The organism is Actinoplanes sp. G11-F43 (genome assembly GCF_050589265.1).
GTDB lineage: Bacteria > Actinomycetota > Actinomycetes > Mycobacteriales > Micromonosporaceae > Actinoplanes.
On sequence record NZ_JBNZCE010000024.1, the window covers coordinates 53,245 to 68,238 of the forward strand.

Annotated in this window: 14 protein-coding genes; 6 read left to right on the forward strand and 8 right to left on the reverse strand. The window is 73.4% G+C overall.

Annotation, left to right across the window (positions count from 1 at the left end; genetic code table 11):
* Nucleotides 1-9: 9 nt before the first annotated feature.
* Genes ACQ0O7_RS27370 through ACQ0O7_RS27390 form a run of 5 tightly spaced genes read right to left on the reverse strand, consistent with a single transcriptional unit; the run spans nucleotide 10 to nucleotide 6,455 of the window.
* Nucleotides 10-1,212 carry a glycosyltransferase gene (locus ACQ0O7_RS27370; RefSeq protein WP_430785744.1) on the reverse strand — a complete coding sequence of 401 codons (1,203 nt, stop codon included), beginning with the start codon at nucleotides 1,210-1,212 and terminating at the stop codon, nucleotides 10-12.
* Nucleotides 1,197-2,117: a glycosyltransferase gene (locus ACQ0O7_RS27375; protein WP_430785746.1), complete on the reverse strand. Its 921-nt coding sequence runs from the start codon at nucleotides 2,115-2,117 to the stop codon at nucleotides 1,197-1,199. The genes ACQ0O7_RS27370 and ACQ0O7_RS27375 overlap by 16 nt, the downstream gene beginning before the upstream one ends.
* Entirely contained in the window at nucleotides 2,114-3,700 is a 1,587-nt protein-coding gene (locus ACQ0O7_RS27380; RefSeq protein ID WP_430785748.1) for an HAD-IIIA family hydrolase, read from the reverse strand. Before ACQ0O7_RS27380 ends, ACQ0O7_RS27375 begins: the two co-directional genes overlap by 4 nt.
* The gene (locus ACQ0O7_RS27385) at nucleotides 3,697-4,830 is read right to left on the reverse strand and encodes a glycosyltransferase family 2 protein (RefSeq protein WP_430785750.1); all 1,134 of its coding nucleotides are present in this window, start codon (nucleotides 4,828-4,830) and stop codon (nucleotides 3,697-3,699) included. The genes ACQ0O7_RS27380 and ACQ0O7_RS27385 overlap by 4 nt, the downstream gene beginning before the upstream one ends.
* Nucleotides 4,827-6,455, reverse strand: a complete 1,629-nt coding sequence (locus ACQ0O7_RS27390) for a carbamoyltransferase family protein (RefSeq protein WP_430785752.1) — start codon at nucleotides 6,453-6,455, stop codon at nucleotides 4,827-4,829. The genes ACQ0O7_RS27385 and ACQ0O7_RS27390 overlap by 4 nt, the downstream gene beginning before the upstream one ends.
* A 161-nt stretch (nucleotides 6,456-6,616) precedes the next feature.
* Between ACQ0O7_RS27390 and ACQ0O7_RS27395 the strand changes: the two genes are divergently transcribed.
* A complete protein-coding gene (locus ACQ0O7_RS27395) occupies nucleotides 6,617-8,023 on the forward strand; it encodes an aldehyde dehydrogenase family protein (protein WP_430785754.1) in 1,407 nt (468 codons plus the stop codon).
* Between the two features lie 12 nt (nucleotides 8,024-8,035).
* Here the strand turns inward: ACQ0O7_RS27395 and ACQ0O7_RS27400 are convergent, their stop codons facing one another.
* Nucleotides 8,036-8,761, reverse strand: a complete 726-nt coding sequence (locus ACQ0O7_RS27400; RefSeq protein ID WP_430785756.1) for an SDR family NAD(P)-dependent oxidoreductase — start codon at nucleotides 8,759-8,761, stop codon at nucleotides 8,036-8,038.
* 110 nt (nucleotides 8,762-8,871) lie between these two features.
* Here ACQ0O7_RS27400 and ACQ0O7_RS27405 point away from each other — a divergent pair, with 110 nt between their 5' ends.
* Complete coding sequence (locus tag ACQ0O7_RS27405; protein ID WP_430785758.1) at nucleotides 8,872-9,384, forward strand: TetR/AcrR family transcriptional regulator; 513 nt, start codon at nucleotides 8,872-8,874, stop codon at nucleotides 9,382-9,384.
* Between the two features lie 87 nt (nucleotides 9,385-9,471).
* Here the strand turns inward: ACQ0O7_RS27405 and ACQ0O7_RS27410 are convergent, their stop codons facing one another.
* Complete coding sequence (locus ACQ0O7_RS27410) at nucleotides 9,472-10,389, reverse strand: NADP-dependent oxidoreductase (RefSeq protein WP_430785760.1); 918 nt, start codon at nucleotides 10,387-10,389, stop codon at nucleotides 9,472-9,474.
* 50 nt (nucleotides 10,390-10,439) lie between these two features.
* Between ACQ0O7_RS27410 and ACQ0O7_RS27415 the strand changes: the two genes are divergently transcribed.
* Both ACQ0O7_RS27415 and ACQ0O7_RS27420 read left to right on the forward strand, forming a co-directional pair.
* Nucleotides 10,440-11,006: a TetR/AcrR family transcriptional regulator gene (locus tag ACQ0O7_RS27415; RefSeq protein ID WP_430785762.1), complete on the forward strand. Its 567-nt coding sequence runs from the start codon at nucleotides 10,440-10,442 to the stop codon at nucleotides 11,004-11,006.
* Between the two features lie 84 nt (nucleotides 11,007-11,090).
* Nucleotides 11,091-12,293, forward strand: coding sequence for a PQQ-binding-like beta-propeller repeat protein (locus ACQ0O7_RS27420; RefSeq protein ID WP_430785764.1), 1,203 nt, complete (start codon nucleotides 11,091-11,093; stop codon nucleotides 12,291-12,293).
* 179 nt (nucleotides 12,294-12,472) lie between these two features.
* Here the strand turns inward: ACQ0O7_RS27420 and folP are convergent, their stop codons facing one another.
* On the reverse strand, nucleotides 12,473-13,270 hold the full coding sequence (gene folP / locus ACQ0O7_RS27425) for a dihydropteroate synthase (protein ID WP_430786293.1): 798 nt from the start codon (nucleotides 13,268-13,270) through the stop codon (nucleotides 12,473-12,475).
* Between the two features lie 269 nt (nucleotides 13,271-13,539).
* Here folP and ACQ0O7_RS27430 point away from each other — a divergent pair, with 269 nt between their 5' ends.
* Together ACQ0O7_RS27430 and ACQ0O7_RS27435 are read left to right on the forward strand one after the other, a co-directional pair.
* Nucleotides 13,540-13,920 (forward strand): SdpI family protein, encoded by a 381-nt coding sequence (locus ACQ0O7_RS27430; RefSeq protein ID WP_430785766.1) that lies wholly within the window; start codon nucleotides 13,540-13,542, stop codon nucleotides 13,918-13,920.
* 107 nt (nucleotides 13,921-14,027) lie between these two features.
* Nucleotides 14,028-14,981 (forward strand): TIGR03557 family F420-dependent LLM class oxidoreductase, encoded by a 954-nt coding sequence (locus ACQ0O7_RS27435; RefSeq protein WP_430785768.1) that lies wholly within the window; start codon nucleotides 14,028-14,030, stop codon nucleotides 14,979-14,981.
* Nucleotides 14,982-14,994: the final 13 nt, after the last annotated feature.

Consider the following 14,994-nt stretch of genomic DNA (forward strand, 5'->3'; position numbering starts at 1 on the left):
GGGGAGAAGTCAAACGACGGCCTCCAGGTCGGCGACGGTGGTGTACACGGTGGTGAGGCGTTCGGCGATGCGGGGCCACGCGTAGACCGCCCCGGCCCGGTCGGCGCCGGCCGCCCCGTACCCGAATCGGCGCACCTCGTCGCCCAGCAACCGCCGCAACGTGTCCGCCAGGCGCCCGGGGTCGTGGGGTGGGACCAGGTCTCCGGTGACCCCGTCGACGACGGTGTCGGTGAGCCCGCCGACCTCGGTGGCGACGACCGGCACCCCGCACGCCATGGCTTCCAGCGGGGTCAGGCCGAACGGCTCGTACCAGGGGGTGGCGGCGACCACGTCGGCCGACCGGTACCAGGCGGGCATCTCGTGGGCGGGCACGGCGCCGGCCAGGGTGACCCGGTCGGCGACCCGGCAGCGGACGGCCAGGGCGAGGAGCCTGCGGGCGTACGGGTCCTCGCGCACCCGGTCCGGGGCCGGCCCGCCGACCACCACCAACTCGGCGCCGGGCACCGCGGTCAGGGCCCGGACCAGGTCCTCGACGCCCTTGCGCTCGACCAGCCGGGCCACCGTCAGGATCCGGGCCAGGCCGGGCCGGCGTGGGGCCACCGGCCCGTACCCGCTGAACCGGGTGGTGTCGACCCCGGACGGCACCAGGGTCATCCGGCTGCGGGGTACACCCATCCGGAGCAGTTCGCCGATCTCGTCATGGCACTGCACGATCACCCGGTCCATCGTGCGGCCGAGGTGCCGTTCGCAGGCGATGCGCCGTTCCGGGCTGGTGTCGGCCCGGCCTTGGTGGCGGCGTTTGACGGTGCCGAGCGCGTGGAAGGTCTGCACCACCGGTGTCGCGCAGGCCCGCCCGGCCTCCAGGGTGGCGAGCCCGCTCATCCAGAAGTGGGCGTGTGCCACGTCCGGTCGCCAGCCGGTGCGCCAGTCGTCGGCCAGCCACGCGGCGAACTCCCCCATGTGCGGCAGCAGCTCGTCCTTCGGCAGCGTCTCGGGTGGTCCGGCGGGCACGTGCACCACCTCCACCCGTTCGCCCATCGGCACCACCTCGGGCAGGCCGGCGCCGTCCCGCCGGGTGTAGACCCGGACGTCGTGGCCCTGCCCGGCGAGCGCGGTGGACAGCGCCGCGACGTGGCTGTTCTGCCCGCCGGCGTCCACTCCGCCGAGGGTGGCGAGTGGACTGGCGTGTTCCGAGATCATCGCGACGCGCATGACTCCTCCTCCAGCAGGCGGTCCCAGTCGGCGAGGAAACGGTCGAGTCCGTAGCGGGTGGTGGCCACCTGCCTGGCCCGTTCACCGAGGCGGGCGGCCTCGGCCGGTTCGTCGATCAGCCACCGGGCCGCCTCGACCAGGGTGTCCACCCGGGTGGACAGGATCCCGGCGTCCGGTGGCACGGCGGCCACCGCCTCGGTGGTGGCCAGCGCGATCACCGGCATGCCCATTCGCATCGCCTCGATCAGGCTGAGGCCGAGCGACGTCCACCGGCACAGGTGCAGGTAGGCGCGGCGGCGGGCGAGTTCGGCGTGCATCGCCTGCTGGGGCAGGTCCTCGTAGGTGGTGACCCCGGTCAGCCCGGTGACACCCATGCCGAACACGTCGACCGGGGCGGCGCCGGTGAACCGGCCGAACAGGTCGGTGCCGGTGACCCGTCCGCGCCGGACCGGCTCGTTGGTGACGATCGCCAGCCGGTCCAGGTCACCGGTCCAGCGCGCGGCCGGTTCGCCGACCCCGTGATCCACCACCGTGGTACGCGTGCCGCCGCAGTCCCAGAACAGCTCGTTGAAGTCGGTGACGTGCGCGATCAGCAGGTCGTCCCGGTCGGCGAGCGGATGCCGGGTGGCCGGCACGTCGCCCTTCGGGGTGTTGTGCTCGACGTAGATCACCGGGACGTGCGGCGGGATCAGGTCCAGTTCGGCCGGCCGCTGGGCGATCGCCACGTCCACGTCCCGGATCCGGTCCAGGGGCAGCTCCTCGACCGTGTCGGGCCAGTCGAAGGTGCGGGCCCGGCCGCGGCCCCACTCGTCGCGGGCGTCGTTGACCGGCACCAGGTAGCGGTGTTTGCCCTGGACGAACGACGTCGTCCAGGAACCGTGCACGTGCCAGAGCAGGATGTTCACGCGGCCACCTCGCCGAGGTTCGGTTGTCGGGCGGTGACGCCGAGGCGGCGTACCGCGGTGCGGACCTGGTCCGGTTCGATCCCGGACAGGCAGGGGTGGCCGGGAACCGGGCAGCGGGTGGCCCGGGAGTCGCGGCATCCGGCGGCGGGGTCGCCGAGGCGGACGGTGGGCACCCGGTACGGGCCCCAGCGCCCGAATGGGACGGTCGGGGCGTACAGGCTGATCACCGGGGTGCCGACGGCCGCGGCCAGGTGGGCGGGCCCGGTGTTCGCGACGATCAGGGCGCCCGCGCCGGCGATCAGCGTGGCCAGATCACGCAGCGGAATCGGCCCGGCGTCCACTCCGGTGGTCCCGGCGACGTACCCGGCCAGATGCCGCTCCCCCGGCCCGCCGGTGACCACCACCCGGTGCCCGTCGGCGGCGAGCGCGGCCACGATCCGGCGCAGGTTCTCCGGCGGGCAGGCGCGGGCCTCGCAGCTCGCGCCGGGATGCACCACCAGGTAGCCGCCGCGCGGGACGGGCGGGACGGTCACCCGTAGCCGCCCGTCGTCGGACTCCGGAAGACCGAACCCGGCGGCGGCGGCGACGCTGCGGGCCCGTTCCGGTTCCGGCAGATCATCGGGTACGCGGTGCCGGACGTCCAGCAGGGAGCCCGGATAGTCGTCGCTGATCGCGGTGATCCGGGGTATCCCGGCCATCCGCATCAGGAGGGCCAGCGGCAGCGCCGACTGATGGAACGACGTGAAGATCACCGCCTGGTCGGCCCGGATCTCCCGCAACCGGGCGGCGAGCGCCCGCATGTCACCGTCGTCGACCGCGGCCGGCTCCGGGTCGATCCACGGCAGCCGCCACTCGATGATCTCGTCCACCCCGGGCAGCAGCCCGGCCGCGTCCCGTCCGCGCGGACCGCACAGCAGCACCACCCGGTCGGCCCCGGCGGCCAGCGCCCGCACCGCCGGACCGGTGACCAGCACGTCCCCCGCCGAGTCGGACCGCACCGCGAGAACCGTCCCGCCGGTGGGCCGGCCGTCGCCGGCGGGAGCCGGTTCGAGCAGCTCCCGGCGGCGCAGGATCAGGTCGGCGGCCGCGCCCAGGCCGGTCGCGAGATGCGGGGCGGCGAGGACCTCCCCGGCCAGTGTGACGTCGGTGGGCACCAGGATTCCGGTGGCTCCGGCGGCGAGCGCGGCGTCCATGTCCCGGCCGATGTCGCCGACCATCACACAGCGTGCGGGGACCGTGCCGAGCGCGGACGCGGCGGCGGCGATCAGGCCGGGCGCGGGTTTGCGGCATCCGCAGCCGGCGGTCTCGTCGTGTGGGCAGATCTGCCAGGTGCCGAACGGTCCCAGCAGCTCCTCGACCCGCCGGTTGACGGCGGCCATCTGTTCGGCGGTGAACCGTCCCCGGGCCAGCCCGGACTGGTTGGTGACCACGCCGAGCCGCAGTCCCGCGGCCCGCAGCCGGTCGAGTGCCGCCCGGGCGCCCGGCATGGGCACCACCGCGTCCGGGTCACCGTTGTAGGGCACGTCGACGACGAGCGTCCCGTCCCGGTCCAGGAGCACCGCGTCGAAGAGGTTCCCGCTCACCGGCGGGCCCCGGCTCGCACGCCCTCGTCGTCACGAACCGTCTCCTCCGAGTCATCTGGTTCATCAGCTTTCTCCGGACGAATCGTGATCGCGTCGGTTGGTGTGACGACCCGCTGGAGGCCGGCCGGGACCTCGGGCAGCGGTTCGGCGCCGCGCCAGTGGAACCAGCCGCGTAGCCAGTGGGCGACAGCCATCGGCGGGATGACGGCGCTGGTCAGCAGCATGGTGGTCACCTCGCGGCGATCCCGGGGGCCGGGTGCGATGCGGGCGGCGGCGAATTCGGCGGTGCCGGCCGCCCAGCCCGCGGTGGCCAGAGTGGCGGCCACCGGCCAGAACCGGCCACCGGCCCGGGTCCCGGCGACGGCGGCACACCCGACAGCCGCGGCCAGGCAGGTGACGATCGCGGCGTGCCGGTGGCGGCGGCCGGGCGGGATTCGCAGCAGATCGCGCCAATGCGGGCCGTACAGGCGGCGGAGCAGGGCGTCGTCGGCGTTGCCGCGCTGGGTGCGCAGGCTGATCCAGCGACTCTCCGGCCGTACCGGATGGGCGGTTGATCGTGATCCTTGAAGCAGTGTCCACCCGGCCCGGCGGACTCGGTGGGCCAGCTCGGCGTCCTCCCGGAAGGCGCGTGGCAGGCGCTCGTCGAAACCACCGGTGCGGGCCAGCGCGGCCCGCCGGTAGGCCATGTCCGCGGTGATCCACTCGCCGCCGGCCAGACCGGCGGTGACCCGTTCCCAGTCGGTGAGGCGGCGGCCGGCCGGCAGTGGCACCCACAGGTCGCCCTGGACTCCCCCGATCCGGCCGTCCATCCGCTCGGCGCGGCGCAGGTCCTCGATCAGGCGGGTGGTCCAGCCGGGTTCGGGGATCACGTCGTCGTCGAGGAAGGCGATCCACTCGTGCCGGGCGGCCCGCCAGCCGGTGTTGCGGGCGGCGGCGGGACCGGCGGCCCGGCCGGGGAGCACCCGGGCCGGGCTGTCCGGCGGCAGGCCGAGCCGGGTGGTGCGGTCCGGGCGATCGTCCACGATCACCAGTTCCATCCCGTCCGGCAGCGGGCCGAGGGCTTTCAGCAGGGTGCCCAGGCAGGGCCGGCCCACGGTGGGCACCACGATGCTGACGCCGGGCGGTGTCACCGGGCCGCACCGGCGAAGGCGGTGGCCCGGTGGACCGCGAACGGGCCGAGCGCGAGCAGGTCCACCGGGGCCGAGCCGAAGAGTTCGAGCGCCTCGCGCGGGGTGTCGACCATCGGGCGGCCGGCCGTGTTCAGTGACGTGTTGACGACCACCGGCAGGCCGGTGAGCCGTTCGAACTCGGCCAGCATCGCGGCCACCACGGGTTCGTCGTCGGCGTGCACGGTCTGCACCCGGGCGGTGCCGTCGACGTGGGTGACGGCCGGGATCCGGTCGCGCCAGTCCGGTTTCACCCGGTGGACGAAGAGCATGTACGGGCTGGGATAGGCGCCCTCGAAGATGTCGTGGAACCGTTCGGCGCGCACCATCGGTGCGATCGGCCGGAACTGCTCGCGGCCCTTCACGTCGTTCATCCGGGTCTGGGTGTCCCGGTCGCCGGGGTGGGCCAGCAGCGACCGGTGCCCGAGGGCGCGCGGGCCGTACTCGCTGCGCCCCTGGTACCAGGCGACGATGCCGTTGCCGGCGAGCACCCGGGCGGCCTCGGCCGCGATCGAGTCCGGGCGGGTGTAGGGCACCGCGGCCCGGCGCAGTTCGGCTTCCAGCTCGTCGTCGGTCCAGCCGCGGCCGAGGGCGGCGGTGGTGAACGGGACATGCTGTTCGCCGACGGCGAGCGCGGCGCCGAGGGCGGTGCCGGCGTCCCCGGCGGCCGGTTGCACCCAGACCCGGTCGAACGGCCCCTCGGCGGCGACCCGGGCGTTGGCCACACAGTTCAGGGCGGTCCCGCCGGCCATGGTCAGGGTCTTCAGACCCCCGGACGCGTGGTACGCCCACCGGGCCAGCTCCAGGATCACCTCCTCCAGGCGCGCCTGGACACTGGAGGCCAGGTCGGCGTGGGCGTCGGTCATCTCGTCCTCGGCGCCGCGCCGCTTGGCCAGGGCGTCCCAGTCGATGCGCTCGATGGTGAATCCGCCGTCGCCGGTGGGCCGGACCAGGTCCCGGAGCAGGCCGAGGAACCGTGGGGTGCCGTACGAGGCGAGGGCCATCACCTTGTACTCGTCGCTGGAGTGCAGGAAGCCCAGGTGCCGGGTGAGGTCCTCGTAGAGCAGCCCGAGCGAGTGCGGCAGCGCCTGCGCGGCCAGCACGTCGAGCCGGCCGCCGCGGTAGGCACCGGCCAGGTGGCTGGCCGACTCCCCGCGCCCGTCCAGCACCAGCACCGCGTTGTCCTCGGGCACGCTCAGCCCGGCGGACGCCGCGTGCGCGACGTGGTGCGGCACGAACCGCACCCGGTCCGGGTCGAGTCCGGGCAGGGCGGTGGCCAGGAACTGTGGTGCCCGCCGGGCGTAGTCGACCCGCAGGTGGTCCCACGGGTCGCTGTCGACGCCGTCCCCGCAGAGCGCCGGGTCGAACGAGTAGGCGATCGTGTCCACGTCCCCGGGACGCAGGCCGGCCTCGCGCAGGCACCAGTCGGCGGCCAGCTCCGGCAGCTCCCACGCGGAGAACGGCACCGGCCGCTTGCCGTGCTTGCGACGGCTGAACCGCTCCTCTTCGGCGGCGGCCACCACCCGGCCGTCGACGATCACCGCCGCGGACGGGTCGTGGAAGATCGCGTTGATCCCGAGAACACGCATGGCGGCCCGGATACCCCTGACCCACCCTTCTATTCGCTCGATCATCGACTTCTCCAGAATCCTGGAAAATGCACGCTGAGCTGGACTGATAACTATCGTCCATCAGGGGATATTTGTTGTATGTCAAGTTTTACGGCGGCAGGTGTGGGAAGACTGCGCGCATGTTCGAAGCCACCCAGCTCATCGACGGCCATCAGTCGAACGGCGCTTCCGGGCGCACCCTGACCGTCACCGATCCGCGGGACGGCAGCCCGGTGACCCGGGTGCCGGTATCCACCGCGGCCGACATCGAGGCGGCCGTGCGTACCGCCCGCGAAGCCGCCCCGGAATGGGCCGCGACCGCGCCGGCCGCCCGGGCCGCCGCCCTGCACGCCGCCGCCGACGCGATCGAGGCCGCGGCCGGTGAACTGGCCGGGATCATGGCCGCCGAGATGGGCAAACCCGTCGACGGCGCCCGCGAGTCGATCGGCGCCGGAGTCGGCACCCTGCGCCAGTACGCCGAACTCGGCCCCACCCACCGCGGCCGGACCCTGGCCGGCGACGGCGCCGCGATCGACCTGATGGCGTTCCGCCCACGCGGGGTGGTCGCCGTGATCACCCCGTGGAACGATCCGGTCGCCGTCGCCTGCGGACTCCTCGGCGCCGCCCTGGTCACCGGCAACACGGTGGTCCACAAACCCAGCGAGCGCACCCCGGCCACCGGCGGGCGGCTGGCCGCCCTGATCCACCCGCACCTGCCACCCGGCGTGCTGTCGGTGGTGCACGGCGACGGCCCGGCCGGGGCGGCCCTGGCCGGGTCGGCGGTGGACCTGGTCGCCCACGTCGGCTCCACCGCGGCCGGCCGGTCGATCGCCGCGGCCTGCGCCCGGACCGGCGCGAAAGCCCTGCTGGAGAACGGTGGCAGCGACCCGCTGATCGTGGACGCCGACGTCGACCCGGGATGGGCGGCCGGGCAGGCGGCACTCGGCGCCTTCGTCAACTCCGGGCAGATCTGCGTCGCGGTGGAACGGATCTACGCGCACCGGGACGTGGCCGGCGCGTTCCTCGACGCGCTCACCGCCGAGGCCGCGACCTGGGGCGACCGGATCGGGCCACTGGTCGACCGGCGGCTCCGGGACACCGTGCACGAGCAGGTGCGCGCCGCGGTCCGGGACGGGGCGGCACTGCGGCACGGTGGGGAGATCCCGGACGGGCCCGGCGCGTACTACCCGCCGACCGTCCTCAGCGGCTGCGCCGACGACATGGCGGTGATGCGGGAGGAGACGTTCGGGCCGGTCGCGCCGGTGGCCACGGTGGACTCGTTCGAGGAGGCGCTGGGGCGGGCCGCGGACTCACCGTACGGGCTGGCCGCCACCGTCCTCACCCGGTCGATGAGCCACGCCCAGCGCGCCTGGCGGGAACTGCCGGTGGGCACCGTCAAGGTCAACGCGGTGTTCGGCGGCGCTCCCGGCGGTGCCGCGCATCCACGCCGCGGCAGCGGACAGGGCTTCGGGTACGGCCCCGAACTCCTCGACGAGATGACCGTGACCGGGGTCGTCCACCTGGAGGCACCGCCGGGCGGCTGGTGAGCAGCGAGGACTTCAGCGGGCGAGGTAGCCGCCGTCCACGTACAACTCCGAACCGGTGACGAACGACGCCTCGTCACTGGCCAGGAAGAGCACCGCGTCGGCGACCTCCTCCGGCCGCCCGACCCGGCCGAGCGGGGTGACCTCGGCCAGCGGGGTCCGGTCGGTGTCGCCCATCATCGGCGTCTCGATGAAGCCCGGGTGCACGCTGTTGACCCGGATGCCGATCGGCGCCCACTCGATGGCGATGTTCTTCGTCAGGGTGCGGACCGCGCCCTTGGCCGCGTGGTACGCCGGGGAGGCGCCGAACCCGCCGGACGCCCCGAAGATCGAGCTGATGTTCACCACCGAGGCGGCCGAGGCCTCCTTGAGCAGCGGCGCGAACGCCTTCATCCCGAGGAACACGCTGGTCTGGGTGACCGCGACCACCTTCTCGTACGTGGCCAGCCCGGTGTCCTCCAGCACGTCACGGTCACTGATGCCGGCGTTGTTGACCAGGATGTCCAGGCCACCGAACGTCTCCCGGACGGTCTGCACCGCGCGCTCCCAGGCGGCCTCGCTGGTCACGTCGAGGCTCAGGTAGTGGGCGTTGATCTCGGCGGCGGTCTCGGCGCCGAGCGTGTCCTGCACGTCGGCCACGATCACGGTCGCGCCCTCTTCCACCATGCGCCGCGCGGTGTGCTTGCCGATGCCGCCGGCCGCGCCGGTCACCAGGGCGGTCTTGCCAGTCAGTCGTGCCATGTCCATCAGTCCTCACGAAAACCGGGCCGGTGGGCCCTTGATTTCTAAACGATACGTCTCGTATCGGTTTAGAATCCCTGTGATCCGTACGACGACATGCAGGGAGACCGATGGCCGGCCGCAGACGTGACCCCGAGGCGCACCGGGCCGCCCTGACCGCGGCCGAGGAGCTGCTCACCGAGGTCGGCTACCACCGGGTGACGATGGAACGGATCGCCGAGCGGTCCGGCGTCGCCAAGATGACGCTGTACCGCTGGTGGCCGAACAAGGCGGCGGTGGTGACCGACGCGGTCCGTGACCGGCTCGCCCCGGTGGACGTCACCGGCGACGCCGTGACCGTGCTGGGCCTGCTGGTCGGGGCCCTGACCCGGTACGGCGACGCCGGTGTGGTGGCCGCCGCGATGAGTTCGCGGGGTGAGGCCGGCCGGGCCGACCTGCGCGACATCCTGCATCCGTGGGAGGAGGCGCTGCGGGCGGTGACCGACCCGGTGACCGCGCGGGCCTGGCTGGGCTACGTGGTCTACCGGGTGGTCTTCCTGCTGGAGGAGATCACCGAGCAGGAGCTGCAGACCCTGGTGGACCGCACAAGTGCCGCACACCGGTCCGATCCGAACCACAAGTAACCACGCGGACCACGCGGACCACGCGGGCCACACGGGCCACGACCGTGCCGCGCAGCGGTCCGATCCGGACCGGAAGTGGCCACGCGGTTATGGGGTGAGCACTACCTTGCCGCGGGCGTGGCCGGTCTCGCTGAGCCGGTGCGCCGCGGCCGCCTCCGCCAGGGGGAACACCCCGGCCACCGGTACGGTGAACCGCCCCTGCCCGGCCAGCCGCGCGGCGACTCCCAGGGCTGTCCGGGACTGCGGGTCGGCGCCCGGCCCGGCCGTCCGGGACTGGCGCACCCCGTGCTCGGCGGCGTGGAAGTCGGCGATGGTCACCACCCGATCCGGCCCGCCGGCCAGGGCGACCAGGTCACCCAGCGAGCCGGATCCGGCGCAGTCGAACACCGCGTCGACCGGCCCGCCGACCCGGCCGGCCAGCCCCGGCCCGTAGCTGACCGGTTCGGCGCCCAGCCCGGCCAGGAAGTCGTGGTTGCGGGGGCTCGCGGTGCCGATCACCCGGGCGCCCCGGGCGACGGCGAGCTGGACCGCGAGGGAGCCGACCCCGCCGGCCGCGCCCTCGATCAGCAGCGTGTCGCCCTCGGTGATCCGCAGTAGGTCGAGCACCCGGCCGGAGGTCTCGGTGTTGCCGGCCGCGCCACCGGCCTGCTCCCAGCTCAACGCTTCCGGCTTGGCCGCCCACAGGGCGAGGACGGCGTACTCGGCGTTGGCTCCGCCCAGTTTCGCCAGGTCGGTCAGACCGAAGACCGCGTCGCCGGTACGGACCCCGGTCACGCCCGCACCGATCTCGTCCACCACTCCCGCCGCGTCGATGCCGAGCGTGTGCGGGAAGGTGACCGGCAGCAGGTGCCGGAACTCACCGGACCGGATCCGGTGGTCGGCCGGGGTGACGCCGGAGGCGCGGACCGCGATCCGGATCTCGCCCGGCCCGGGGTGCGGTGCCGGGATGTCCTCGACCCGCAGCACGTCGGCGGGCCCGTACTCGTGGAACTGCAGTGCTCTCATGCCCGGGGACGCTAACCGGAACACCCCGTCCACTTGGCTAAAGTGAGAGCGTGACGGTGACTTTGACTCAGTCATCCCCGGCGTTGCGCTCGGATGCCCGCGACAACCGGGAGCGGATCCTGGCCGCCGCCCGCGAGCTGTTCGCCGAGGACGGGCTGGACGTGCCGATGCGGGAGGTGGCGCGCCGGGCCGGGGTCGGTCCGGCCACCCTCTACCGGCGGTTCCCCACCAAGGAGGCGCTGGTCACCGAGGCGTTCGCGGAGCAGAACCAGCTCTGCACCCGGATCCTGGACCGGGCCGCCGCCGACCCCGATCCGTGGCGGGGGCTGTGCTCGCTGATCGAGGAGATGTTCGCGTTCCATGCCCGGGACCGGGGGTTCACGGCGGCTTTTCATGCGGCGTACCCGCAAGCGGTCGATCGTGAATCGATCCTCGAACACGGTCATCGCGCCATCTCCGGGATCGCGGTCCGGGCGAAGGCCGCCGGGACGCTGCGGCCGGATTTCACGGTGGACGACTTCCTGGTGGTGCTGCGGGCCAACAGCGGGTTGCGGCCGGCCGAGTCGCGGCGGTTCGCGGAGCTGGCGATCCGCGGGTTCCGGGCGGCGCCGGCATAGATCAGCCGCGACTTTTGTGGATCTCGGAAGTTAAACCCGGGCGTGGCACAAATCACCAGAAAAGGCGCTAAAGCGCTCCGTCATGTGCTGGTCGCCGCAGCCGCGACGGTCCTCGTCACCGCGGGCGGCACGGCGTCCGCGGAGACCGTCTCGGCCGAGCCGTCGATCACCCCCTCGTTCAACGGCCCGGTGTACGCGGTCGCGTACGCCGGGGACACCGTCTACGTCGGCGGCAACTTCACCCTCGCCTCGGTCAACGGCCGGAACGTCGCCCGCACCCGGCTCGCCGCCTTCGACGCCCACACCGGCGCGCTGCTCGACTGGGCCCCGGTCGCCGACGCCAACGTGCGCGCCCTCGCCGTGGACGGCGGCGTCGTCTACGCGGCCGGCGACTTCGACACCGTCAACGGCGAACCCCGGGACGCGCTGGCCGGCATCGACGCCACCGACGGCCGGCTCACCGCACTGCGCCACACCGTGCTCGGCCAGCCCAACGCCCTCGCCACCGGGCACGGCCGGATCTACCTGGGCGGGCGGATCACCGCGGTGAACGGCTCGCCGCGCGCCAACCTGGCCGCCTTCGACGCCGCCACCGGCACCCTCGACCCGGCCTGGACACCGGTCACCGACGACACCGTGAACGCGCTCGCCGTCACCGGTGACCGGGTGTACGTGGGCGGCGGCTTCCACAAGACCAACGACGTGAAGTCCAGCCTCCGGCTGACCGCCGTCGACCCGCACACCGGGGAACTCGACCGGCGGTTCCTGCCCAGACCGGTGTCCCAGGTGCTCGCGATCGCCACCGACACCGACGGCGTCTACGCCGCACTCGGCGGGCAGGGCGGCCGGGCCGTCTCCTACACCGTCGACGGCCGGACCCGCTGGACCCGGGTCTTCGACGGCGACGCCCAGGCGATCACCGTGCTCGACGGCACCGTCTACGTCGGCGGCCACTTCGACATGGCCTGCACCACCACCAGCAACGGGGCCCGCGGCATCTGCACCGACGGCTCGGTGGCCCGCGGCAAACTCGCCGCCGTCGACCGGGACGGCAACCTGCTGGCCTGGGCGCCGCAGGCCAACGGCGTGGCCGGCACCCGGCAGCTGACCGCCAGCGTCAGGCACGGCGCGGTCAGCGCGGTCGGCGACTTCACCGTGGTCGGTGGGCTGCCCCGGAAACGGTATGTGGAGTTCCGGACCGTCGCGCCGGCCCTGGACGGCACCGCCGGCACCAGCGGCGGGCCGGCGGACTGCCCGGAAACCGGATCGGTTGAGAGCGGCGGCTGAACGTGTGCCGGCCGGAAGCCCGGCACACGTCTCATCACAGCCCCGCGCCGTCCGGACCGGGGAGAGCGGATGCGTGGGTCACCCGCCGAGGACGGTGGCCGGAGACTCGCGCTGACCGGGCGGCGCCGAATTGAAGGTCATCGTTGCAGGCATGTTGCGCCCGCGCAACATGCCCGCTGTCAGATGTTGTGCCGGGTGTACGCCGGCTCCCGCCAGCCCAGCATCGCCTCGGTCATCCGGATCGCGTCGACGTTGGCGCGCACGTCGTGCACCCGCATGATCCGCGCCCCGTGCAGGATCGAGAACACCACGGTGGCCAGGGTGCCGGCCAGCCGCTCCCGCTGCGGCCGGTCCAGCGTCTCCCCGATGAAGTCCTTGTTGCTCAGCGCCGCCAGCATCGGATAGCCGATCGCCGCGATCTCGTCCAGCCGCCGGGTCAGCTCCAGCGAATGCCTGGTGTTCTTGTTCAGGTCGTGCCCCGGATCGATGATGATCTGATCCGGCCGGACCCCGCGGGCCAGCGCCAGATCCACCTTAGCCCGCAGGAACGCGCCCACCTCGGCGGTCACGTCGTCGTAGCGCGGGCTCGGGAACTCGGTGCGCGGCGCCGCCAGACTGTGACAGATCACCAGCTGCGCGCCGGTGCCCACCACCGCGTCGGCCATCGCCGGATCCCGCAGCCCCGACGTGTCGTTGACGACCCCGGCACCGGCCTCGATCACCGCGCGGGCCACCTCCGGCCGGAACGTGTCCACCGAGACGACGGCCAGGCCACGGGCGGCCTCCACGACCGGCAGCACCCGGTCCAGCTCCTCGGCGACGCTCACCTCGGGGCCGGGCGCGAACGGGACCCCACCGATGTCGATCCAGTCGGCCCCGTCGTCGGCCGCCCGTTTGACCGCCTCGGTCGCCTTCTCCAGCGCGAACGTGCGCCCCCGGTCGTGGAACGAGTCGGGCGTCCGGTTCACGATCGCCATCACGACCACCCGGCGGGAGAAGTCGTAGGCCCGTCCGCCGATGATCCGCTCACTCACCAGCCCGACCTTACAGGCGACGCCGGTACCGTCCGGCGGCCCGGTGCGGCCCAGGGCCGCCGGGCGGCGGCACGCATCGGCGTCATTGCTGAACGACGTGGCCTCGGTCGACGTGGTAGCCGCCGTCGACGCGAACCCACCCCAGCGGGATCGAACGATGCCGGACCGGCGACCCTGAGATCCTGGCGACCCCTGATCGAGGAGGACCCGTCTTGCTCGCCGGCGCATTCGTCTCCGTGGTCTACGCCCTCCTCGGGTGGCTGGTCGCGTTCACCTCCCGGGCGGCCCTGCGCCCGGGAGCGGACATGTACCGCGGCCCGGGCATCCGGACCACGGCCACCACGCGTTCCCCCCGGCACTGGCGGGCCGCGCATCGCGCCGTGGCGAGGCCGATGTACCGGACCGGCATCCTGCTCGCGGTGATCTCGCCGCTGCCGGTGCTGCTAGGCGCGTTCCTCGGCGATCCGCCGGTGATCGGCATGGTGCTGCTGCTCGCGGTGGTGGGCGTGCCGTACATCGGCTACCTCGGATACGTCGGCGACCGGGCCGCCGCCGCCCTCGACCGCACCCGGCCGCCCACCGCCGGCGACTGACCCGCCGCGACGCCCTCGACGCCGGCCGGTGCGGAGGACAACGCGGGACGCGCGGCGGAGCGGCACGCCGCGTTTGTCCTGGATATTCCGGGGAATCGGGCAGCACCATGAGGATCGGATACAAGCTCGCGGCCGAAGCCTTCGGCCCCAAGGAACTCGTCCGCCAAGCGGTCCGCGCCGAACAGGCCGGCTTCGACTTCGTCGAGATCAGCGACCACTACCACCCCTGGCTCGACGTGCAGGGACACTCGCCGTTCGCGTGGAACGTGCTGAGCGTCATCGCGGCCAAGACCGACACGCTCGGCCTGGCCACCGGCGTCACCTGCCCCACCGTCCGCTACCACCCGGCGATCATCGCGCAGGCCGCCGCCACCCTGGCGATCCTGTCCGACGGCCGGTTCACCCTCGGCGTCGGCTCCGGCGAACGCCTCAACGAGCACGTGGTCGGGCAGGGCTTCGGCAGCGTCACCGAACGGCACGACCGGCTCACCGAGGCCCTCGACATCATCAACCTGCTCTGGCAGGGCGGATACCAGTCGTACGACGGCAGGTATCTGAAGCTGGAGGACGCCCGCGTCTTCGACCTGCCGCCGGAGTCGCCGGCGATCGCCGTCGCCGCCGGCGGCCCGCGCGCCGCCGAACTGGCCGCCACCCACGGCAGCGGCCTGTTCGCCACCGACCCGGACGCCGAACTCGTCGAAGTGTTCACCCGGTACGGCGGCACCGGCCCGCGATACGCGGAGGCGGCGGTGGCGTGGGCGCCCACCGTGGAAGCCGGCATCGCCGAAGCGCACCGCACCACACGCTGGGCGGTCACCGGCTGGAAGGTGATGGCCGAACTGCCGAACCCTATCAACTTCGAGGCCGCGTCGGCGACGGTCACCGAGGACGACATCCGCGCCGACTTCGTCGCCGGACCCGACCCCGAGCCCTACGTCGAGGCTGTCCAGACGTACGCGAAAGCCGGTTTTGACCATGTGGTGTTGATGAACAGCGGCCCCGACCCGGACGGCTTCCTCGACTTCTACGCCTCCGAACTGCGCGGAAAGCTGCCCCGTTGACCGTCACCGTCGT

Excerpts from the sequence above, each read along its gene's own strand:
- ACQ0O7_RS27370 (WP_430785744.1), bottom strand. The coding sequence starts at position 1,212 with ATGCGCGTCGCGATGATCTCGGAACACGCCAGTCCACTCGCCACCCTC.
- ACQ0O7_RS27390 (WP_430785752.1), bottom strand. The coding sequence starts at position 6,455 with ATGCGTGTTCTCGGGATCAACGCGATCTTCCACGACCCGTCCGCGGCG.
- ACQ0O7_RS27395 (WP_430785754.1), top strand. The coding sequence starts at position 6,617 with ATGTTCGAAGCCACCCAGCTCATCGACGGCCATCAGTCGAACGGCGCT.
- ACQ0O7_RS27400 (WP_430785756.1), bottom strand. The coding sequence starts at position 8,761 with ATGGCACGACTGACTGGCAAGACCGCCCTGGTGACCGGCGCGGCCGGC.
- ACQ0O7_RS27405 (WP_430785758.1), top strand. The coding sequence starts at position 8,872 with ATGGCCGGCCGCAGACGTGACCCCGAGGCGCACCGGGCCGCCCTGACC.
- ACQ0O7_RS27410 (WP_430785760.1), bottom strand. The coding sequence starts at position 10,389 with ATGAGAGCACTGCAGTTCCACGAGTACGGGCCCGCCGACGTGCTGCGG.
- folP (WP_430786293.1), bottom strand. The coding sequence starts at position 13,270 with ATGGCGATCGTGAACCGGACGCCCGACTCGTTCCACGACCGGGGGCGC.
- ACQ0O7_RS27435 (WP_430785768.1), top strand. The coding sequence starts at position 14,028 with ATGAGGATCGGATACAAGCTCGCGGCCGAAGCCTTCGGCCCCAAGGAA.